16 protein-coding genes and 1 pseudogene are annotated in these 24,604 nt (G+C 32.5%); 16 read left to right on the top strand and 1 reads right to left on the bottom strand.

Annotated features, from left to right (window positions below; genetic code table 11):
• Window positions 1–280 precede the first annotated feature (280 nt).
• The 9 genes from ACUUYC_RS19560 (at window position 281) to ACUUYC_RS19520 (ending at window position 8,889) form a co-directional block, all read left to right on the top strand.
• Complete coding sequence (locus tag ACUUYC_RS19560) at window positions 281–1,318, top strand: sensor histidine kinase (RefSeq protein ID WP_474268557.1); 1,038 nt, start codon at window positions 281–283, stop codon at window positions 1,316–1,318.
• Window positions 1,315–2,025, top strand: a complete 711-nt coding sequence (locus ACUUYC_RS19555) for a LytR/AlgR family response regulator transcription factor (RefSeq protein WP_474268555.1) — start codon at window positions 1,315–1,317, stop codon at window positions 2,023–2,025. Before ACUUYC_RS19560 ends, ACUUYC_RS19555 begins: the two co-directional genes overlap by 4 nt.
• 284 nt (window positions 2,026–2,309) lie before the next feature.
• Window positions 2,310–2,885, top strand: coding sequence for a hypothetical protein (locus ACUUYC_RS19550; RefSeq protein ID WP_474268554.1), 576 nt, complete (start codon window positions 2,310–2,312; stop codon window positions 2,883–2,885).
• A gap of 8 nt (window positions 2,886–2,893) precedes the next feature.
• Window positions 2,894–3,055 carry a hypothetical protein gene (locus ACUUYC_RS19545; RefSeq protein ID WP_474268551.1) on the top strand — a complete coding sequence of 54 codons (162 nt, stop codon included), beginning with the start codon at window positions 2,894–2,896 and terminating at the stop codon, window positions 3,053–3,055.
• A gap of 196 nt (window positions 3,056–3,251) precedes the next feature.
• Complete coding sequence (locus tag ACUUYC_RS19540) at window positions 3,252–4,103, top strand: hypothetical protein (protein WP_474268549.1); 852 nt, start codon at window positions 3,252–3,254, stop codon at window positions 4,101–4,103.
• A gap of 250 nt (window positions 4,104–4,353) precedes the next feature.
• The gene (locus ACUUYC_RS19535; RefSeq protein WP_474268547.1) at window positions 4,354–4,731 is read left to right on the top strand and encodes a hypothetical protein; all 378 of its coding nucleotides are present in this window, start codon (window positions 4,354–4,356) and stop codon (window positions 4,729–4,731) included.
• Window positions 4,732–4,860: 129 nt separating this feature from the next.
• The gene (locus ACUUYC_RS19530) at window positions 4,861–5,280 is read left to right on the top strand and encodes a hypothetical protein (protein ID WP_474268546.1); all 420 of its coding nucleotides are present in this window, start codon (window positions 4,861–4,863) and stop codon (window positions 5,278–5,280) included.
• Between the two features lie 508 nt (window positions 5,281–5,788).
• Complete coding sequence (locus tag ACUUYC_RS19525; protein ID WP_474268544.1) at window positions 5,789–6,160, top strand: BlaI/MecI/CopY family transcriptional regulator; 372 nt, start codon at window positions 5,789–5,791, stop codon at window positions 6,158–6,160.
• Window positions 6,157–8,889 (top strand): ankyrin repeat domain-containing protein, encoded by a 2,733-nt coding sequence (locus tag ACUUYC_RS19520; RefSeq protein ID WP_474268542.1) that lies wholly within the window; start codon window positions 6,157–6,159, stop codon window positions 8,887–8,889. The genes ACUUYC_RS19525 and ACUUYC_RS19520 overlap by 4 nt, the downstream gene beginning before the upstream one ends.
• Before the next feature lie 110 nt (window positions 8,890–8,999).
• On the opposite strand, the gene ACUUYC_RS19515 is transcribed toward ACUUYC_RS19520, so the two are convergent.
• Entirely contained in the window at window positions 9,000–9,644 is a 645-nt protein-coding gene (locus tag ACUUYC_RS19515) for a hypothetical protein (RefSeq protein ID WP_474268540.1), read from the bottom strand.
• Between the two features lie 266 nt (window positions 9,645–9,910).
• On the opposite strand from ACUUYC_RS19515, the gene ACUUYC_RS19510 reads away from it, so the two are divergent.
• The 7 genes and pseudogenes from ACUUYC_RS19510 to ACUUYC_RS19480 form a co-directional block, all read left to right on the top strand.
• Window positions 9,911–12,016 carry a flavin monoamine oxidase family protein gene (locus ACUUYC_RS19510; RefSeq protein ID WP_474268539.1) on the top strand — a complete coding sequence of 702 codons (2,106 nt, stop codon included), beginning with the start codon at window positions 9,911–9,913 and terminating at the stop codon, window positions 12,014–12,016.
• A gap of 365 nt (window positions 12,017–12,381) precedes the next feature.
• Window positions 12,382–14,046, top strand: coding sequence for a helix-turn-helix transcriptional regulator (locus tag ACUUYC_RS19505; protein WP_474268537.1), 1,665 nt, complete (start codon window positions 12,382–12,384; stop codon window positions 14,044–14,046).
• 256 nt (window positions 14,047–14,302) lie between these two features.
• Window positions 14,303–19,078, top strand: coding sequence for a leucine-rich repeat protein (locus tag ACUUYC_RS19500; RefSeq protein WP_474268536.1), 4,776 nt, complete (start codon window positions 14,303–14,305; stop codon window positions 19,076–19,078).
• A gap of 5 nt (window positions 19,079–19,083) precedes the next feature.
• Entirely contained in the window at window positions 19,084–21,765 is a 2,682-nt protein-coding gene (locus tag ACUUYC_RS19495; RefSeq protein ID WP_474268534.1) for a leucine-rich repeat protein, read from the top strand.
• Between the two features lie 11 nt (window positions 21,766–21,776).
• Window positions 21,777–22,592, top strand: coding sequence for a T9SS type A sorting domain-containing protein (locus ACUUYC_RS19490; protein WP_474268532.1), 816 nt, complete (start codon window positions 21,777–21,779; stop codon window positions 22,590–22,592).
• A 148-nt stretch (window positions 22,593–22,740) separates the two neighbouring features.
• Window positions 22,741–24,396, top strand: a complete 1,656-nt coding sequence (locus ACUUYC_RS19485; RefSeq protein WP_474268530.1) for an alpha/beta fold hydrolase — start codon at window positions 22,741–22,743, stop codon at window positions 24,394–24,396.
• 12 nt (window positions 24,397–24,408) lie between these two features.
• Window positions 24,409–24,604: pseudogene (locus ACUUYC_RS19480) on the top strand (hypothetical protein); the annotation flags it as partial.

The raw sequence follows: 24,604 nt of genomic DNA, 5'->3' as shown, positions 1-24,604 counted from the left end.
TTGATTCAGGGTCTCATCATAAAACTAAATGTTTAGTAGAATGTGATTCTGAATCAAGTTCAGAATGACGTACTAAATAGATGCATGATTATTTACGCCAAAACTATGCTTGAAAATCATTATAAAAACTCAAAAAATCGCAGTTGAACAAACTACACAACAAACCCTAGAAACGATTCCACTAGATTTTTTGTCCGCTATTTTTTTGAGTTTATATAAAAAAATGGAGTGTTTATCCTAAAAACGCAGGAAACAATAAGAAATCAAATACATTTGTGTCATGGAAATTAAAAAACACTGGAAATATCACGTTATTCTTGGCGTTGCATTGATACTACTAGAATGGTTGGAAGACTATACTATCAATGGAATGAAAGGATTGATGACCAATTTTAGTAGTGAATACCAAGGATTATTTATTACATTTTATATTTGTTCTGTGGCAATTTATTTCTTGAATTTCTTTGTAATTGCTCCAAAATTGCTATCTAAAAAACGCTTGATTCCTTTTATTATCGCGGTTTTTGGGATGATTTTACTCTTTGCAGGATTGCGCTATCTTTCACAAGAAGTGATTCTATTTGAATTTACTGGACAGCATAATTATCACAACAATTCACGTAAGTTGATTTACTATGTATTTGACAATTCTTATTATGCTATCAAGCCTATTTTATATAGTACGATTGTGTTTTTAGTATTGCAGTACAATGAAAATAAAGACAAACTTTTTCAATTGAAACTAGAACATACGAAAGGTGAGATTAGCTTTTTAAAATCGCAAATAAGTCCGCATTTCTTATTCAATACTTTAAATACTTTTTATAGCGAATTAATTGACAAACAACCAAATACAGCAAAAGATATTCACCGATTGTCAGAACTATTACGGTATGTAACTTATGAATCCGATAAAGATTATATGTCGTTGCAACAAGAATTGAAATTTATTGAAGATTATATGTATTTTTATAAAATTCGATACGAAGATCAATTGTTTGTGAATTTTAATATAGAAGGTGAAATAGGAGAGCAGCAAGTGCCATCGTTGATTCTGATTCACTTTGTAGAAAACTTATTCAAACACGGAATTGTAAATGATGCTTCAAATCCTGCGGAAATAAATATTATAATTGAAGCCAATTCTTTAAGTTTACAAACGAAAAATAAAGTATTTCATTCTGATAAATATATGGATTCGGGTATTGGTGCAGAGAATGTAAAACGTCGTTTAAAAGCTATGTTTGATGATAATTATGAAGTAAAATACACAAGTGAAAACGGACAATTTGAATCGTATATAAAACTACCTTTATGAGCACAGTTTTAAAATGCATGATCGTCGATGACGAACCGCCAGCAATACGTTTGCTCGAAAAATACGTTGCCAAAGTTTCGTTTTTAGAACTCGTGACATCTACAACAAAACCGTTGGAAGCATTGCAAATACTTGAGAAATCGCAAATTGATGTTGTTTTCCTTGACATACAAATGCCCGAACTCTCAGGAATTCAATTATCTAAGATTATCAATAATAAAACGAAAATCATCTTTACAACGGCATATCCACAATTTGCTTTGGAAAGTTACGATTTAGCTGCTGTTGATTATTTACTTAAACCTTTCGAATTTGAACGTTTCTATAAGGCAGTTCTCAAACTCAATGAACCAACAAAAACTGTTGAAACTACAACTATTACGGACGATTTCTTATTCGTAAAAACTGATGGAAAAAACAACTTTGAAAAAATATATATCAAAGACATTCAATACATTGAAGGCTTAAAAAACTATGTTGCTATTCACTTAGTAGGCAAACAAATTATTACCTATAATACCTTAAAAAACATTGAAGAATGCTTGCCAACTTCTATGTTTATCAAAACCCACAAATCGTATATCATTTCCTTAGCGCATATTACCAAAACGGATTCTAATTCGGTGTATGTAAACTCAACTTCTATTCCAATTGGTGACACCTATAAAAAGGCATTTTTTGATCGGATTCAGGCTTTGAAGTTGTGATTTTAGACTTATTTAGATTGTTGGACTATATAGATCATTAGATAGTTAGTTTGTCATTCCTGCGAAGGAAGAAATCCATTCGTCATGCTAAACTGAATGCTGAGTATATTGAAGTACATCATCTCATCTTACAACTATATAATTCTCTTTTTATCCAATACTCACTAATTACTTTCCTTACTTTACGGAAAGCCACATATTTGTCCGTGGTACTTACATTATCTTTATGAAAAATAACAGAAATTCTTGTTATGAATACGTTTTAGAAAATTAAACATTAAAGAATGAATATAGTAGAAAAAGAAGCTGAGAACTTTTATCGCAGACTTTATAAAAATGGTAAGATAAATAATCTTGAAAACCTAAAAGAACATATCACGACAAGACTATATGACTTTAATAGAGATAGAGATAAACTTGATTTTCTGAAAATAATCAGACAAAAAAGCATTGATGACAGAGATGTACATATGAAATCTTGTACAGGATGTGAATATGATGAAGAAAGAAACATTGGGATTTTTGCAATTGACCAAGAAATCGATAACCTAAATAGATATTACTCATATAAACCAAAAACGGAAGACGAATTTAACGTTGAACAAGAATCTGAATTACATAATAAACTAAACGAAATTCTTGAAAAATTAGAAGAACAAGGATTTGGGCAGCAAATTATTTTCGAAGAAATTGAGGATTTAAAGAATCATTTTAATCTTGGAAAGAAAAATTGGTTTCAATTACTAAAAGGAAAAGTAGTTGATTTGACCTTGAAGAAGGTTCTAAATAAAACAATTGTACAAGAAATATATAATCAATTAAGTGATGGATTTGAACAAGTTGTAAAAATGATTGAATAAAAAACTTAATGGAAAAAAGTGATCTACAAGAAAAGTTAGCTGCATTATATTTAAGACTTAATGGTTATATTACAACTGGTTTAATATTTCGCTTCCAGGAAGACAAGCAAGTTGATGGTGAAATTGATATTATTGGAGTAAGATTACCTTTTCATAATCAAGAAGATTGAATAATTCAATGTTTTGAGATTCTTAAATAAAAACAGAAAATACTGGCGCTAATAATATTTATAGTTAATTACTTGATCATTGCCGACTTATGAAAATTACTCGAAATTAATTAACTTGTATCTTAATCGGAAAGATTTAAACGAATTTCTAGTAACTAATCATACACAAAGACGTTGTACCTAATTAAAAACAATCATGAAGTTTGATGACATATTAACTACAATTCATAAAGTTTGGGAATTTGCATGGCCGCCAGTAATAATGTGCATTATATTTTATTCTTTGAGTTACTTAATAAATCCATTTGTTACTATTGAAATACAACAGGAAACCCTATTATGGATTAGTGACCAAGGAGAAAACATTGAATATTTAAGAACAACGCTAGAACCGTTTGGACTAGCAAAAGTTATTCCTGTTTTTTTTCTCATTCTACTTATTTCATTTCTGTATTTTCTTAATAATCCTGTGTTTATTTTTGTTAGCAAATTTCCACCTCTTTTATCCTATCAATATGATATTTTAGTTTTAAAAAAAATACCTAAAGAAGAACTAGTGTTATTAATCCGAAACTATCCTACTAGTAAGCATTTCAATAATGCATTCTATAATTTTTTTGAAGAATTTATGCTAAAAGGCTTTGATAAAAGTAGTAGAGTTGAATTTGCTAATAAAACTCAGAATATTATTAAATTTGCTTTTATCTGTGTTATTATTCTAGCCATTTTTAATGTTTTCTACTTTGGAGTCTATAATTATATTTTACTAAGGATTGGTATATCATTATTATTAGTGTCCATCATGTGGTTTATTTCATTGGTAAATCTTCTCTATCAAAATGAACAAGATTTTTTTAGAAAATTCCGAAAAGCATTTATTGAATTGAATAAATCTAATGCGGAGATAACTAAACAACCGATAACTAATGAAGAAGAATCAATCATGAATAATACTAGTCTAAGAAAATTTAGTTGGTGGAAACTGAGATTCTTTAATAATTATTATTTCATTTGGTTTACTCAAACTTTCATCAATAAAAAAAGATAAAGCATGCACAATGATATGTATATCTAAAAATGATAATCTAATATTTCTAATCATTAATTTAGTCTTTATAAGCAGCGAATAGAGGCTTGTAATTTATAAAAATTGCTTTAAAATTGTATATAAATATTTCACAAGAGTAATAATCACACTCAAAAGAATAAAAAATTGGAATAAAATTGGAAAAATAAAAAGCTTAGTGATTTTAATACTTTGTATTCTTTCTTTAATACTTGTGGATTTTAATGAGAAAATGGAATCTAAAAATGACTTTTACATCGGAATAATTATTCTAACTTCTTTATTCATTGTTTTATTTCTTCCTTTAATCACCAAATTTTGGAGTTTACTCGGATTTAAATTTGAAAAACCTAATTGGAATGAAAACCCTATTACTTTAAAACTCTCAAAGAGTTTGATTTTTTTTCAATTTATAGCTTTTTGGTTTATAAGTACAGGATTAATAAAAATTTTAATTATCGGAATCTTTAATCAGAGATTTGACGGAGTAAGCATTCATTTATTTTTTGCTGGAATCAGTTTTTTAATTGGAATTAAATTGAGCTTAAAATGGCTCAATATGAGTAGAAACGGAAAAGGAAAAAATGTAGATGTAGACAACAACGTATAAAAATAATTGCTTATTTTAGGCTTAATCAAAAGTCGTTGCTATTTTGTTATGCCTGATTTTCCTTCGAAAAACCCTCACACACAAAAACGCAACCATCCTTATACAATCACGTTATAGGTAATTAGACAAATGAGTACGGAAAACAAAGACGAATTAGAAAAACAAGATTATGAAATCAGGAAAAATTTACTTTTTGTATTTGTTCCAATTGCCATTATGATTTTCATTATTGCGAACTATCAATCAAACTCTTTAGAGTATAACAAGGAAAAATATTTGAAAAGTAGGAATCATACATTCAACGGAATCGTGATAAAAAAAAGAAAGGAAGGTGATTATACAAGAGCTGGAAGATTTGTTATTTTAGATAATTATCACGAAGAACGTGTTGAGAACCATACTTATTATAGAATTAAAATAGGAGATTCTGTTTATAAAAAAAGTGGAAGTGACTCAGTTTATTTCCATTTGAAAGACGGAACAATCATAATTGAAGATTACAATAAACATTTAAGAAATAATTATTATCAATTGCGAAATGAAAAGTAACTAGCTACATTAAAACTTCGCAAATGAAAAGGACAATAATATAAAACAAAAGAATCTGTTGAAAACCACAAAGAATTTTATGATAACGATCCTAACGATTTGAAGTCTTCAAAAGCTATTATAGAACTAAGAGAACGTTTAATAGACGGTTATTTAGATAAGAATTCTTAATAATATAAAAAATAAACAAATTGTCAGTTCGAGTGAATTTGTGGAACAAATTTATATCTAGAACATCTTTCAAAACAGGTACTTCTCGATACAATTTTTCTTCATTTCATTTCAAAAATCACTCGAAGTGACGTTTTGAATATCCATGGTAAATCCAACTTTCTGACAACTTTAGTAGACTGAGGCGCTCGAATTCTACTAAAAAATTAGTAGTTTTAATTTACTGAAAAACAAATAGTTATGCACTATTTAGTAAAATAATAAACATTTTATCTACTAAATAATTAGTAGTTCTACTAAAAAGTTAGTAGGTTTGCAGTGTAATCTTTTAGAAACTATGCAAAAACTAACGAAAAGAGAAGACCAAATCATGCAAGTCGTATGGCGATTGAAAAAAGCATTCATTCGTGATATTATTGAGCAACTTCCAGAGCCAAAGCCACATTACAATACAGTAGCTACTATTGTAAAGATTTTGGTAAAGAAAGGTGTTTTGCAATCGGAAATGATTGGAAATACGCATCAATACAGTTCTGCAGTGGATTTTGAAGCGTATCGCGATGATAATTTGGGAAGCATCAAGAAGAAATTTTTTGGTGATTCTTTTCCGAAAATGATGGCATATTTTGCCAAAGAGGAAAATCTCTCTGAAGGTGAAATTGAAGAGTTAGTAAACATGATTAAATCGAACAAAAACAAAAAATCATGATCGCACTTCTTCTAAAAGCCTCATTGGCATTGGTCATATTTCTAGTTTTCTATAAATTATTTCTAGAAAGAGAAAGTTTCTATACCGTAAACCGTTGGTATCTTATTGCATGCTTGATATTTGCGTTTGTATTACCATTCATTTCATTACCACAATTAGTAACAAATCAAGGCTATGTTTCAGAAGTCATAACGGCCATTGAAACAACAGAAGCGCCCAAAGATAACTCAAATACAGTTCCATTAGAAATAGAAAAAAAAGAACCAGTTTCTGGAGAAGTTGTGATAACACAACCAGTTGAAAAAACTACTGCGACAACAGCAATTACAACTCTTAAACCTTCTATGTCTATCCTAGATTGGATTTTAGCTATTTATTTCTTTGGTGTAAGTATTTTTGCTTTGAATCTATTATTTCAAATAATAAGTATCTGTTTAAAAATAATACGTGCTGATGATAAAATTCATGATGAAAATACAATCATTATTAATCATCCGAGTATCAAAGAACCATGTTCTTTTTTCAACTATATCTTTATCAATCCAGAAAATTACGATTATGAAACCTATGAGCAAATTCTAGCGCACGAACGTGTACATGTAGAAAAAAAGCATAGTGTAGATTTATTGTTAGCCGAATTGGTAAAAGTATTTCTTTGGTTTAATCCGTTTGTATGGATTTACCGAAAATCTATTGAAAAAAACATTGAATTTCAAACAGATGCGAGTTTACTAACAAATGAAACGATTGAAAACGATCAGTATCAACTGAGTTTACTAAAGATTGCGACGTATACTAAGCCGTTAACTATAACGACGAATTACAATCAATCATTAATCAAAAAACGAATCGTACAAATGAATTCAAAAAAATCAAATCCACATAGCTATTGGAAATATACATTCCTAGCGCCAACATTAGTAGTTTTAATATTATTGTTGAATAAACCTTTGACAGCCGCAACTTCAGAAAATACATTGTTTGAAACTTCTATTTTTAATAACAATAAGGAGTTTTATGAAAACGAAAATGACAGCAAAAATAAAGAGGAAGAAACCTTTAAGACTCCTTTTTTCAATAATAAGCTTATAAACGAAAATGTAATTGTAGATTCTTCTGATTGCGCCAAACTATTAAAAGCCATAGAAGAGAATGATATTGCAAAAGTAACAGCTCTCTTAAAAACAGTAGACGCAAACTGTGTCGACAAAAATGCTGGATACATAGAAACACGTACAAAAAAGTATACATACCGAGAACGCAAACCGCAAACACCTTTAGTTGGGGCAGCACGTACTGGAAATGTAGTCATTGGAAAACTATTGTTTGATGCAGGCGCAAAAGTAAATTTCCATTCGCAAGATAATGAACCTCCAGTTATAGCTTCTGCAAAACAAGGTTCCGTTGCGTTTTTAAAGTTACTAGTTGTCAATAATGTAGCAATAGACAAAGCAATTACAAATCACGGAACTGCATTAATTTCGGCAGCAAGTAATGGACAGTTAGATGCTGTAAAATACATTCATGGACAAGACGCAGATGTAAACAAATCGGTAATGAATGTAGGAACGCCATTAATTGGAGCTGCGCGAAGCGAAAATGTGGATATTATCAAATTCTTATTAGACAAAGGTGCAGATGTAGATAAACATGTAATGAACGTAGGTACACCGTTAATTTATGCTTCACGAAATAACAATCCAGCAGCTGTAAAATTACTATTAGCTAAAGGTGCTGATATTGACAAAGCAGTTGCCAATGTTGGAACACCATTACTATATGCTGCTCGTAATGGACATCCAGAAGTAATTAAATTATTACTTGCTAAAGGAGCTGATGTTGATAAAGAAATTGCCAATGTTGGAACACCATTACTATATGCCGCTCGAAACGGTCATACTGAAGCAATTAAATTATTATTAAAAAAAGGCGCTGATATTGACAAAGCAGTTGCTAATGTTGGAACGCCATTGTTATATGCTGCTCGTAATGGTAATGTAGAAGTAATTAAACTATTGTTAGCTAAAGGCGCTAATATTGATAAGAAAGTCGCCAATGTAGGAACACCATTGTTATATGCTGCTCGTAATGGACATCCAGAAGTGATTACATTATTAGTAGACAAAGGAGCTGACATCGATAAAGAAGTTGCGAATGTTGGAACGCCATTATTGTATGCCGCTAGAAATGGACATGTTAAAACAATTAAATTATTAGTAGACAAAGGAGCTAATATTGACAAAGGAGTTTCTAATGTTGGAACGCCATTATTGTATGCTGCTAGAAATGGTCATGTTGATGCAATAAAGCTATTATTAGACAAAGGAGCTGATATTGATAGAGGAATTGTCAATGTTGGTACGCCACTAATTTATGCCGCTCGAAACGGTCATGTTGAAGTAGTTAACTTGTTATTAAAAAATGGAGCTAACATTGATAAAGAAGTTGCTAATGTTGGAACGCCTTTAATCTATGCAGTTCGTAATGGACATACAGAAATTGTAAAATTATTACTGTCAAAAGGAGCAAAAGTAGATAAAGAAGCTTCAAATGTTGGTACTGCATTGACAAAAGCGGTAAAGAACGGGAAAACAGAAATTGCAAAACTATTGTTAGAAGCTGGTGCTGATCCGTATTATGTAACTGGACATAACAATTATCCGATGTATTACGCAAAAAAGAATGGTAATCAAGAAATGGAAAAACTTTTAGAACGCTATAAAAAATAAATACGATTTTCATCAATCAAAATTATAGGCACGTTTTTCATGGTAATACATGGGAAACGTGTTTTTTATATGCTAAATACATCGTTTAGTCATAAGCATTTCATAAAATACTATTCATCAAATTGAATTTGAGATTTTCTTTTACTTAAACTATAGTAATCTTCTAAATAATTTAGTTGTTTTTCGGGTTTCAATGAAGTTAAATATAAAATAGTTTTAAAATATAATTCTCTTTGTTGAGAAGAAGATAGGCTTTCCCAGCTTTGATCTGCATGGTTAAAAAATATTTTTACTAAATCTGTTGTTAAATCCAATTCATAAATCAGTTCTTCAAAATAGAATGGCTCATCTACTTCAAAAAGAAAAGGCGTATTCAAAGTTATTGATAGATTGCAAAAATTCTCTATTCTATTTGAAATATTTATGTTTTGATCGTTCAAATTCATTACTTCAATTAAAATATTTTCTTTATTAGATAAAGTATCAACAATATAAGGTATATCACTCCAACTAATATTTTTTGTAAATTTTAATCCTTCTTCTTTTCCTATACAAAATATGGCCTGATATATAATACTATGACTAAACTTGTCAAACAAAAAATCAAATTCAGTAGTAACGCTTGAATCATTTAATTTTTCTTTAATTCCAGTCTGACTCTGACTTTTAATACCAGATGTAGTTAGCTTATTCGAACTATTATTTTTGTCACAACTTATAAGCAACAGTAACATAAACATTGATAATCTATACATGTTTTCATTATTAATTATATTTCAAATGTAGTAACAATTATAAACTTTTTGGAAGTCATTATATAATCCGTTAGTATTAAACTAGAATTCGTTAAAAATTTCATTTAGAGAGATGTTTCAAAAAGTCTAACAAATCCAAAAATCTAAATCAGTCTAACAAAGTCTACACAAAAATCACGTAAAAACGCCTGTTGTACTTTCCTTTTGAGATTGTTAACTTTGAAACGATCAGTGATAAACTGGTAATTAACCTCAAAACCATATACATGAGTTATTTTTCATTTCAACCTGGAAACAAATCTTCTGGGAAAGGCAAAAAAAAGAAAGGTTCAGTACGTAGAGCATTTTCAGATTGGATTATTGAAAATCACGGGAAAGACTACACAGAAACATTGCTAAAACAGCGTTCCGAAACTAAAGATATCGGATTACTGACAGAGCAAATCATTGAAGCTGATCCTTCCGAAAAGAAACCATTAGTCGGAATTATTGGTGGTGGATTTGCAGGATTATATGCAGGACTCATATTACAATCATTAGGAATTGAATTTGAAATATTTGAAGCTTCCGATCGTGTTGGTGGACGAATTGACACTTGGTATTCTACAGAATATGATCCGAAAAGTATCGAAAATAAAGGATTGTACGGTGAAGTAGGAGGCATGCGTATTCCGCAATTCTCGGATGATATGTTACCTGTTCAGCATTTAGCACTTTCATTAAACTATGTGTTAGAACGTAATGGAATGACTGATAAAATGCTCCGTTGGCGAAAGTTTTATTACAATTCTGACTATCAACGTTTGCGTTACAATAACATGAAAGATCCTATCATGGCAAAAGATGCAAGCCTGAATTCGTTAAACTTTGGTAAAAATAAAGGCGGCGATTTACCAGCTGTTTGGGTAACTGAAAAAACAGATGAAGAAGGAAACAAATATTTACCAATCAATATCATTTTAGACAAAGTAAATGGTCCTTTTTTAGAAGCTATTGACAAATCGTTTGAAACTGGATTTGCCAAATTGATGCGTTATGACAATTATTCTATGTGGGCATATTTGACAAATGTATTTACGTTAGCCGATTTAGAAGAATATTACGATCCAGCAATGGGCGCACTATGTGAAAACCTTTCATACAATATAGCAAGTTATCTAGAAACTGTCAATGTTGGAACTGGAATGTATACGGTTTCCTTTGTGGAAATGGTGATTGCTGTATACGATTGGGATGGAAGTAAAAATTCGTACGATCCTGAAGATCCGAACATTTATATGATTACAATGAATGAAGGAATGCAACACTTTCCAGATGCCTGTAAAGCGGTTTTAAATCTTGAAAATGGTGTTACTGCGGATGATGGACATTTGGCGCAAGTATTAATTGGGATGATAAAAGGACAGAATAACGAATACGGATATTCGCCACCAAACCTAACTAAAGATGCGGAGCCACCAAGTACTGTACCGCCAGCAGATCCAAAAGGAACAGCAAACACAAATCCTGAACAACCAAAAGAAAAGACACGTGTTTTCATGAATCATAAAGTGAAAGAAGCGAGATATGATGAAGCATTGTTTGATAGAAATGGAGGAATGCGTTTGTCTATTGAACATACGAATGAAAATGGTAAAAAGGAAAAGCTAGATCGCGAATATGCATACGTAATCAGTACGTTGCCAAATGGCGCATATCTTAATGGACAAAAACATAAAAACTTCTTTGAAGACTTATCATTTGCAAAAGCACGTGCGTTACGAGAATGCAATTATATGCCTGCTTTTAAAGCATTTATAACCTTCAATAAACAATTCTGGAAAGAAATAGGAGAAAATCGTCAATATGAAGTAGGATTAGGAGTTTCAGCAAGTGATCGATCAAACAGGCAAGTTGTATATCCATCATACGGATATGACGCAGAAAAAGGAGTGTTACAAATCTATTCGTGGGCACAAGATGCGGAACGTATGGGCGCATTAACGGATGAAGAGCGTGTAAACGAATGTTTAAAAGGAATTCAATACATGTATCCAGAAGTTGATATTTATGAACACTTTGCAGGATATAATGATGGAACCACTACAAAAACATGGTTTTGGGATCAGCATGCAGGCGGCGGCGCTTTTGCGTTATTTAATCCTGGGCAATTCAAAAACTTATATCCAACATTACTTACGCCAGAATTTAAAGGTACTTTAAATATTGCTGGAGAATGCTGCTCTGTACATCACGGTTGGATTGTTGGCGCATTAGATTCAGCATATAATTCAGTCAACAATATTTTAGAAAAAATGAAAGCGACAAAACACATCGTAAAAATGAAAGCAACTTGGGGCGCTCTTGCAGCTCCAGATGTCGCAGAAAAATAATATAACAATATAAATACCATTATATACTACTAACAACTATATAATGCATTTAAAAAGGAAAGCCTTCATCTCGGCTTTCCTTTATTTTTTTGTGTATTTTAAGAGCGGATTTAATTTATAACTTTCTTTTTTTAAGGCATTTGTAGTTGTTACTTAAAGTTTTTGTTTATTGAGTTTTGTTTTGCTGAGCTTCAAGTTTTAATATTAAAAAACCGACATAATGTCGGAAAAGTAATAGCATTATACGGTATTGTTACAGTCATAAAGATCAATTGCTTCTACTTTTGTATAAACCAGATTTAGTTTTAGTAATGCCTCTTGCAAAAGTTAATTTTTAGAAATATACCTGTCATATTATCATTTTAATGAAAGCAACAATTATAACAATACTATTTTTCATATGTTCTTTATCTGTCACTGCACAAGTAAAAGATAGTATTGCTGATGTATTAAAATTTAAAATAGAAAAAGCTGAGACTGAGGTTGTAAAAATTCCATTGCTATTAAAACTAGCGGAACATATTCATAAATTTGATATTGATGAAGCGCGTAAAACTGCACTAAAAGCTCAAAAACTTATAGAAACTAATGAGTCTAGAAGTTTGAATCATCAACAACAAAAAGCAAAACTCTTTCAAATACTTGCAATTTGTGATGAATTGCAAAATAAAATAACAAGCTCTCTAGGACATCTGCAAAAATCTATTGACATCGCAACTACTATTAATGATTCTTTAAGCTTAGGGAAATCCTACCGTATCAGAGGATCATTATCAATAAGAAATAAAGATACTATAATAGGAAAAGAATACTATAAAAGGTCACTTCAAATTCGAAAAGCGATAAAAGATTCAGCAGGTATAGCACAATCGTATATATATTTAGGTGCATTATTTTTTTACAATACCAAGCAGAAAGATTCAATGCCATACTATATGCGGTTGGCAAAAACGTATGATAATTCTTTGGAATCAAGGATAAATGCAGATGCAAATTTAGCTGCGTTTTTTATGTTTGATCAAAATTTTGAAAAGGCTCGAATAACCTATGAAAGTTTGATTGAACCTCATAAAAAACTTAAAAAGTATTTAGGATTAAGTAGTTGTTATCAGAGTCTTGGTAGTGTCTATGCTTTTTTGAGTCAAAAAGATAAATCATTACAAGCACTAGATAGTGCCATTGCATATTCGAAAATTATAGGAAATAAAGATTTTTTGGTATCTCAGTATGAATCACGGCGTAATATTAATTATCACTTTAAAGATTACAAAGCTGCAATTAAAGATTTTGAACTCTATAAAATTTACTATGATTCTATCAATGATTTGGCAGAAGCAAAACGTTTCACAGAACTTGATCTTAATTATAAGTTTGAAAAAGAAAAAGAAATTGCAGCAATTGAACTCAAAAGTGAAACATCTAGAAAAACACTGTATTTAATATTGTTATTTATCACTGCATTGGCAGCTTTAATTTTAATCTATTTAATTAGGAAAAACAACAAACAACATTTGCAATTAGTTGATAATGAGTTAGAACTAAAAAAAGTTGAAAAACTAAAAGCAGACTTGGCTTTAGCAAATAGAGAAAAAGAACTTAAAAAAGTAGTCATTGAAAACTCTATTACAGAAGAAGTATTGAACAATACCTTGGACGATATCAAACAAATCATCACATTTGAAGATGAACAAGAAAGGCAAGTCGCTCTAAAATCGTTATCTGCATCATTATTATCTGAAAAAACGGCAAAAAGTTCCACAGCAAGTTTACAAAACTACTTAGATGAAGTAGGTTTAGATTTCAAAGTACTATTAGATACTCATTTTTCAGAGCTAAAACCGCGAGAAAAAGAATTACTCTGCATGATGAAATTAGGATTGAGTTCTACAGAAATTGGCAAATTACTTAATACAACATTACCATCAATAAAATCATCAAGATACCGTATTCGTAAGAAATTAAACTTGGAATCTAGTGATGATATTATAGCTTTTATTGAAAGCAAAAACACTTCAAATTTAAATTCATAAAAACGACTGTTTAGATAGCTCTAAAACAGTAGTGATACATAGTTTTTTTCTTCTCTACTTATGATTTTTTTGGTTTTAAAATACTGTTTTTCAGTAAATTAACTTGTTGATACCTTTTTGATACCGCCTAAAATTTGCATCTACTTTGATATCCATATTTCTTTGTTTTGAATTAAAAATACAAGGCTATTTCTACTTAAAATGTAGGATGTATTTAAGACTAAAAAACCAAACAATTACCAGAAAACTAAGCCTTATGAAAAAAATAATCATAACTATACTTTTTCTTTGTTTAGCAGCAACATGTTTTGCGCAAACATTTACAGACAACGGATTTAATTTTAATGTACTATCAACCAATCCGAACGAGGTTGAAGTTACGGGCGGAAGCGATGGAAGTTCTCCATTTACCATTCCAAGTACCGCAACAGATGGTGGCGGAATTACCTATACGGTTACTACTATTGGAAGTTCTGCATACCGAAACGGAGCAAGTAATGTTGTATTGCCAAATACCATTACGACCATTAAGTTTCGAGCATTTAGAGACAATGGAGGTTTAACTACAATTACATTACCAGCAAGTGTGACTTCCGTTGGTGGAGAAGCTTTTTTTGGTGGCGGCTTGAATGAAGTCATTGCTTTAGGAACTGTTCCTGCGTCAATTTCTAATAGTTCTTTTGGAACACGTAGTGGCGTAAGTTTAGAAGTTCCTGATGGTTTAGAAGAAACGTATCGTTTAGCAGGTTGGACAGGTTTTAATACCGTGAATGACGAAATTCCAGTTGGAAATACTTTTAATGTAGGTGATTTACGGTACAGAGTTACATCACAAAATCCGCTAGAAGTTGAAGTTGCTAACCGTTTAAATGGTATTGTAGCTATTGTAATTCCAGAAACAGTAGTAGAGCCACAATTTGGAGAAACCTATACCGTGACAGCTGTTGGGAATCGTGCTTTTAGAAATGCAGGAATCAATAGTGTGGTGTTTTCAAATACGATTGAAACGATTAAAAATGAGGCTTTTGAGAATAATAATTTAACAACCATCACATTGCCAACATCGTTGACAACAATTGGTAATGAAGCATTCAATACAAATCAATTAACAGAAGTAATTTCACAAGCAATAATAGCGCCTACGCTCGGAACAAACAGTATTAGAAATCGTGGAGACATTGGTTTAACAGTGCCAAGTGGTTCGGAAGCTTCGTATGTAAATGGCGGTTGGACAGGTTTCTTTTCTATCAACGGAACACCTTTTATAGGATCTGATTTTTCTGCGGATGGATTTAATTATAGAATTAACGGTGTCAATCCAAATACCGTAGAATTACGAGGTGGCGGAAGTGGAATAACTGATTTAGTAGTACCATCAACAACGACTAAAAATGGAGTCTCATTTACAGTAAACGCTATTACAAATCGCGCCTTTAGAAACAGAGGAATCAACAGTGTTGTATTGCCTTCAACTATAGAAACTATAGGATTTGAAGTATTTGAGATCAATAATCTTACTACAATTACACTTCCAGCATCGGTAACTACCATTGCTGATCAGGCATTTAACCTAAATCCATTAACAGAAGTAACTTCCGAAGCTGTTGCTGCGCCAACTATTGAACCAAATAGTATTGTAAATCGTGGAGATATAAGTCTAACGGTTCCTAGCGGTTCGGAAGCTTCGTATGTAAATGGCGGTTGGACAGGTTTCTTTTCTATCAACGGAACACCTTTTATCGGTTCAGATTTTTCAGTAGATGGTTTTAATTATAGAATTAATGGAGTCAATCCGAATACCGTAGAATTACGAGGTGGCGGAAGCGGAATTGTTGATTTAGTAGTACCTTCTACAACGACTAAAAATAGTATTTCATTTACAGTATCAGCAATCGGATTTCGTGCTTTTAGAAGCAGAGCGCTTAACAGTGTTACATTGCCTACAAGTATAGAAGTAATAGGTAATGAGTCTTTTGAGGCTAACAATTTAGCTACGATCACACTACCAGCATCAGTTACTACAATTGGTGAAGATGCATTTTTAAATAATAGTTTAACACAAGTTACATTCACATCAGGACCAGAAACTATTGGGGTAAATGCTTTTAGAAGTAACCAATTAACCGATGTGAGTATTCCGTCAGGAACGGTAACTATTGGAAATGGTGCTTTTATAAACAATCAAATCGCTAGTATTACGCTACCAAATACGGTAGATCTCATTGATCGTGATGCTTTTAGAAACAATCAATTAACGAGTTTGACTATTCCCACGGGAGTTATTACTATAGGAAGAGAAGCTTTTAAAACCAATAATATAACAACCTTAATCATACCTAATACTGTAGAAACTATTGATGCAAATGCTTTCCAAGACAATCAAATTATGAATGTCAATTTATCTACAGCGTTAACAACGTTAGGATCAGGCGCATTTCGTAACAATCAATTGACATCTATTGTAATTCCTGATGGTGTAACTGTAATTAACTCAGTAACTTTTCGTGATAATGATTTGGTCAGTGTCACACTTCCAGCAAACTTACAATCCATAAAAAATGATGCGTTTCGTAACAATGAAATAACAGCTATTAGTTTTCCAGTGAGTTTAACAGAATTGCTAGGGTTTTCTTTTCAAAATAATAAACTAACCAGCGTTACAATTCCTGCAAATATTTCAGCGATAGGAGCAAATGCATTTAGGGATAATTTATTAACTAGTATCACAATTCCGTCTAACATTACAAGTATTGAAAATGATGCTTTTTCTGGAAATCCGTTAGACGATGTAACTGCCGATAGCGCGACACCAGCTACAATTACTGCTTCAAGTTTTGGAACACGCAGTAATATAAACTTAACTATTATACCAGATCAACAAAATGTAATTGACGATTATATCGCAGCTAGTTGGACAGGTTTTGGAAGTATAAATGGCGAATTTCAAGTTGGTGCACAATTTACAGCAGGCGATTTTCGATATGAAGTAACAAACGTGAATCTAAATGAAGTAAAAGTCTTAAACAGAGTAACTACCGAACAGAATATTACGATTCCTGCAACCGTTACAGCGTCAGGAACAACTTTTAATGTAACTGCTATTGAAAATAATGCTTTTCAAAATACTGATGTTACAAGTGTAGTTATCGGTGGTAATGTATTAACTATTGGAAACAATGCTTTTCAAGGAAGTTCGTTAACTACAATTAATGCGCAAGGATCAACACCAGCAACAATTACGGATTCAAGTTTTGGAACACGTAGTTCCATAAATTTAACGGTGTTGTTTGGTTTAGAAACTGTATATGAAAATGCAGGTTGGACAGGGTTTTTCAGTGTAAATGGTCAAATTTCTGATGGCGCTATTGGTACTAATTTTGTAGAAGACGGAATCAATTACCAAATAAGGGCTATCAATCCAAATGAAGTTGAGGTAATTGGTGGATCTGTTATGGGTGATTTAATAATTCCTGCGCAAGCAACCTTTAATTCGTTTAACTTTTCAGTAAAAACTATACGTGCATCAGCATTTCAAAATGATCCAATAACAAGTGTTACACTTCCTACTAGTATAACTACAATTGGTTCAAATTCATTCTCAACTACTACGTTAACTGCAATTGTTGCTTTAGGAACAACACCTGCTGCGATTGAAAGTAATTCGTTTGGAGAAACAGGAAATATCGATTTAACCATTCCTACAAGTAGTCTTACAGATTATTCAACTGCTGGTTGGACAGGTTTTTTCTCTGTAAATGGTAGTGATCCTGCCATTGGAACCCGATTTACGGTAAACGGAATTCGATATGAAATTTTAACCTTAGCGCCAAATACATTATCCGCAGTTGGAAAAAACGGAACTGTACCCAATAGCGATTATATTTTCCCAGAACTTTTATCAAAAAATGGGATCGATTTTATCATCACTACAATTGGAAACTCTGCTTTTAGAAATAGATTTGTACGTACTGTAAGTCTTCCAAGTACATTAACAACGATAGCATTTCGCGGATTTCGAAATAATAGTAATTTACTAAGTGTAACCATTCCCGCAAATGTAAACTCAATTGGTTCAGAAGCTTTTTTTAGCACTGGTTTAGTAGAAGTTATTTCTGAAATTACGAATCCGCCAAATGTAAATAATGGAACTTTTGGTGATAAAACGAATACAAATTTATTTATTCCTCAAGGCACAACACAAGCCTATTTGAATGCAGGTTGGACAGGTTTTAAATCAATTATTGAAATTGGAACACTTACGTTAGAACCAAAAGTATATCTGCAAGGCGCAAGTTTAAACCCAAATACAGGAGAAGAAGCACTTATGCGAGACGATTTAAGAATTGCTAATCTAATTCCAACAACGTCTCCGTATGCTGACGCACTTACGTGTAATGCGAATGTATTTAATACCACAGGAAACGATGCTATTGTAGATTGGGTTTTTGTAGAATTGCGCAGTGCTACCGACAATACAAACGTAGTTGAAGGACGATCAGCATTACTACAACGCGATGGCGATGTGGTAGATGTCAACGGAAATGGAATTTTACAATTTACATCACCAATAGAAAATTATTTTGTAGCTGTCAAACATAGAAATCACTTGGCTGTAATGACAAACACGGCACAGCAGTTAGATGGAAATCGTGTCAATATTGACTTTACAGATGCTACCAATCAAATTACCTTTGGAAGCAATGCACAAACCGACGCAGGAATGCCAGTAGATACTCTTGGAATGTGGTCAGGAAATGTAAATGGAGATACTTTTGTTCAATATTTAGGAGGAACGCCAGATACGACTGCGATTTTATCTGCAGCATTAAATGACCCTGGTAACTTTTTAAACTTTTCCACCTTTATCATCAATGGATATAGTGATAATGATGTAAATATGAGCGGAACTACACAATACGAAGGTGGCTCGGCAGATTCACCACTTATATTACAAAACGTATTAGCGCATCCAGGAAACTTTTTAAATTTTAGTACGTTTCAAATACAAGAGCAATTACCACAAGACAATTAAGAAGTATGAAAAAATTACCACAAATCATTCTAAGCACAGCAATTCTTTGTTTTGTAACGTTGCAAAGTTTTGCACAAAATACAGAAGGCGGCGGTGGCTTCACTATTGATGGAATTGAATACGAAGTACGCAGCTTTAATCCGAATGAAGTAAGTGTATTCAATGCAACGGTTACTGATGAAGTAGAAATTCCCGCTACGGTTACGTTTCAGGATGTAACATACAACGTCATTGCCATAGGATCAAATTCGTTTCAAGGCAATACAGGACTTACCAGTGTTACCATTCCTGGAACAGTTGAAAGCATTAGTTCTTTAGCTTTTTCAAATACAGGACTCACAGAAGTTACTGCTTTAGGTACTGTGCCTCCCACACTTCAAGCAAATACTTTTGACGATACAAATGTGATTGCATTAACGGTTCCTGTTGGCGCAGAAGATGCCTATTTGGGCAACGGTTGGACAGGTTTTGCTTCCATCAATGGGACAAATCCAAACTTTGTAGTCAATAATATTACCTACAGTTTAAATTCATTAAGTGCAAACACGGTGAGCGTTACCGGGAGTTCAATTACAGGAAGCGGTCTAACCATTCCATCAAATGTAACGTTTACTAGTACAAATTACACCGTAACAGAAATTGCAGCAGGCGCATTACAAGACAATCAATTAACAAGTGTAAGCTTACCAAGCACACTTACAAAAATTGGAAGTTTTGCTTTTCGGAACAATCAATTGACAAGCGTAATCATTCCAAATGCCGTCACAGAAATTGCACTATCAACTTTTAGAGACAATCAATTGGCAACAATTACACTGCCCAACACAATGACAAGACTAGGAGAGAGGGCTTTTCAAAATAATCAATTAACGAGTGTAACTATTCCAACGGGCATCACCATAATAGAAGATAATGTTTTTAGAAATAATAATTTATCGAGCATTACCATTCCTGATGGAGTTACAGAAATTGGTGTTTTTTCTTTTGATGACAATAATTTAACAACGATTACCATTCCTGCAAGTGTTACTAATATTGGAAGTTTTGCATTTAGCAACAGTCCTCTTGATGAAATAATTTCTTTAGCAACTACACCACCGACAATTAGTAATCCAGATTTCATTTTTGGAGACTTTGAAACAACAGGTTCAATAGACTTAACAGTGCCCACAGGAACAGAAACAGCGTATGCAAATGCAGGTTGGGTAGGTTTTAATTCGGTAAATGGAGTTGTAGCTCTTCAAATTGGGAGCACCTTTGATGTTCAAGGATTTTTGTATACCATTACGGCTTTAGCACCAAACGAAGTCAATGCTGCGGGTGGAAGTACCATACCTACAAATTTAGTAATTCCAGAAACGGTAACTACACAAAATACGATGTTTACAGTAGTTGGTATTGAAAATGCTGCTTTTGAAAATGAAGGTATTACGAGTGTTAGCTTTCCAAATACGTTACGAGATTTAGGAGAAGTAACATTCCGTTTTAATGCTATTTCAGAAGTAGTTATTCCAGACGGTATCACTGAAATTCCCCAACGTTGTTTTTCTAATAATGACATCACAAGTGTTAGTTTACCTGAAAGTCTAGAAATTATTGGGTTTCGATCTTTTGAAAACAATGATTTAACGAGTATTGTTTTACCTGATGCACTCATAACAATAGCTTCTTTTTCCTTTAGAAATAGTAATTTAACAAGCCTTGTAATTCCTCCTAATGTAACTGGTATTGGAGAAGATTCGTTCTTGTCGAATCCTTTAGTTGAAATTATAGCAGAAGGTTTTACACCTTCTGCTATTCAAGGAGATTCTTTTAGTGGCAGAAGTAATATTGATGTATTTGTACCTACAGGAAACGTGCAACCATATATTGATAATGGTTGGACAGGTTTTAAATCAATCAACGGAGTTTCAAAAGCATTACAATTAAACGTCTTTTTACAAGGCGCGAGTCTCAATCCAAATACAGGAGAAGAAAGCCTAATGCGTGACGATTTGCGCGTAGCAGGTATAATCCCTACCACTTCTCCTTATGGAGATGGCGCTACTTGCGATATTTCGGTATTCAATACTACTGGAGCAGATGCCATTGTCGATTGGATTTTTGTTGAACTACGCGATGCAACAAACAATACAAACAGCATCGAAAGTGCTTCTGCTTTGTTACAACGAGACGGTGATATCGTAACTACAGATGGTGTAAGTCCATTTGTATTTACAGCAGCAGCAAACGATTATTTTATAGCAATCAAACACCGAAATCATTTAGGAATTATATTGGCGAATGCAAAGCGATTATCTTCTGTCATAACGAGTATTGACTTTACAGATGCCAACAATCCAGAAACTTTTGGAAGCAATGCACAAACAGTAGGAGGAATGCCAGTTGACAAAATTGGTATGTGGACAGGAAATGTAAACGGAGACAATATTGTACAATATTCAGGAACAAATCCTGATGCACCAGCAATTCTATCACTAGTGTTGAATGATCCAGGAAACTTCCTAAACTTCTCAACTTTTGTAGTAAACGGTTATAATGCAAATGATTTAAACTTAGATGGAAACGTTCAATACGAAGGTGTTTCGCCAGACGCGCCTTTCATCTTACAAAACGTATTGGCACATCCAGGGAACTTTTTAAACTTTAGCACATTTCAAATACAAGAACAATTACCAGAAAACTAAATATGAATATTATGAACAAAATTACCCTCACAAATTTATGTATGGCAATTTATTGCCTATTTACAGCCAATATGTATGCGCAAGATGGTTATACGTATACACTAATTGACAACGGAAGTTATAGCTATACTATCGGAGCAGTTCCAAACACAAGTACGAGCAACTTTGCAACTTCAGTACAGAGTTATGGGTTTACCATAATTGTACCTGACGGAGTTACAGCAACAATAACATCGTCATTAGGCGGAGCTGCAAATGCTACTTTTTTTAATGGAAGCGATGTAGCGCAACCAACTATTGACGGTTATTTAATCACAGAAACACTTGGAAGTCCTTCTGCATTGCCAGCACCTTCAGCAGGAACAACAACGCCAATAGTAACTATTCAAGTAGATGGTTCTCCAACAAGTGGAATTTTGGAAATATTAGCAAACAATTCTGCATTGGCAACAGCGGTAACACCACTAAAATCATTTATGCAAGCTGATATGGTTGACAATGGAACGGCAGAATTTGTCAATGTTGTAGATCCAAATACTTCTGCATTATCAGGAACAAGTTCATTTGATTTTTCTACACTTTCTGTAGATAAAACTCAGTTAAAAAACCTTTCTGTATATCCAAATCCTGCAAGAGATGTTGTAAATATTCAATACAATGAAAACTCATTACAGAGCGTAGAAATTTATGCAATGAACGGACAATTGGTACTTTCTCAAAAAAATAATTTAGAAAAAATACAAATCAAGAGTTTACAAAGCGGTATGTATTTGATGAAAATAGCTACTGAAAAAGCTAGTAAAACGATAAAACTGATCCGTCAGTAATAAAAAAGTGAAAACAATATTGAGTTGAGAATTATTTCAGGTAACTTTTGAAATATTTCAATTCTTAAAAAGAAAGTTATATACTTAAGGTTTAATTTAAAAATTACTTAAAAAATCATACAGTAATAAGAAGTATAAAAAATAATTCATGAATCCTACAATACAATATACAAAAAGCGGAAACATAAGTATAGCTTATCAGGTCTTTGGCTCAGGTCCAATAGACTTAGTATATATTCCAGGTTGGGTTTCTAATATCGATTGGATGTGGGCTTGTCCTGAATTGGTAAACTTTTTTCAGGAATTAAGTAAAGTAGTTCGAATCATTCTATTTGATAAAAGAGGTACAGGACTTTCAGATCGTATAGTAGAACTCTCTACGCTAGAAGAACGAATGGAAGACATTAAAGCTGTAATGGATGCCACGAACTCTAAAAAAGCAATTCTTTTTGGACATTCGGAAGGTGGAAGTGTATCTGCATTATTTAGTGCTACATATCCAAATCGTGTCATTGCATTAATATCGTTTGGAATTTTCGCAAAGCGAATATACTCAGAAGATTATCCTTGGGCACCAACCAACGAAGAGCGCCAAAAGGTGTATGATATGATTGAGAATAATTGGGGAAGTGGAGAAATGAATCTTGAATCATTAGTGCCATCTAAAGCTGATGATAAGCAATTTATGAATTGGTTGGCAAGTTATTTTCGTTCTGGCGCAAGCCCAAGAGCAGCAATGAAACTTACCAAAATGAACACGCAGGTAAATATTATTGATATTTTAGAATACATTAAAGTCCCTACGTTGCTAATGCAGCGTACAAATGATATTGATGTAAAAATTGAAGAAGGTAAATTTATTGCAAAACGCATCAAAGGTTCAAAATTTGTTGAATTTGATGGAGACGATCACCTATTCTGGGCGGGAAATACACAGGAAGTATTGACAGAAATGAAAAACTTCATCTATCAATTAGCACCATTTGATGGTTGTTACAAAAAACGATTATCGACAGTACTATTTGGTCAAGTTATGACATCCGCAAATGCAAGTCTAAAATCATATAATATAGATGCCTATATTGAAGAGTATGGTGGAGAAATCATTAGCAAAGACAAAAAGTATTTTATGGCAGTATTTGAAGTTCCTAGCAAAGCTATTTGTTTAGGAATTAATCTACTACAAAAATTACAAGCAGACAAAATACCGTTCTCTGCAGGAATATATATGAAAGAAAGTGAAGAAGATTATAATACTACGTTAAATGAGCGAGATAATTATATGGTTGCGGCCATTCTTTCTCTACTAAAACCAAACAAAGTTTTAGTAACACAAGCAATAAAACATTTACTATCTGGCGCAGCATTTAATTTCACTAAAGAGAACTCCATACTCACACATGCTTCACATAAATTGTGTAAGTTGTACAATGTTAGAAAAGTAAATGAGCATACCGAAAAAAGCGAACATCCATACAACTTTTCAAAATATGATTCATTCTTAGAGACCGTATTAAAAATCATAGATCAAAACTTAGATAATAATAATTTTGGAGTAGAAATGCTTACCAAAGCAATCGGAGTAGGAGAGCGACAATTACAACGAAAACTCAAAGAAACTTCGGGGAAATCTCCAAGTCAATTGATCATGTTTATACGTTTGAATAAAGCTAAAGAAGCGCTACTTACAAAAAGTTTTACAGTGGCTGAAATTGCTTTCAAATTTGGCTTTTCGAGTCCATCATATTTTTCAAAATGTTTCAAAAAAGAATTTGGAATACGCCCAACAGAAGTATTTAATTAAAATAAATAACAAATGACCAAAAACTACACGTATCGCAAACTCGTTTTATTCTCCTTTTTAGTAATGGTACTATTCATGTACAACTGTACAACAAACACCATTGATGAAGGTGATATTACCGATTTGCCTCCAATAGAAGAAACGGTTACCTATGATGCTGATGTGTCCCCAATTATTACAAACAACTGTATTGGTTGTCATAGTGGAC

This window comes from Kordia sp. E (assembly GCF_056033805.1).
This window is presented reverse-complemented; position numbering and strand designations above follow the sequence as displayed.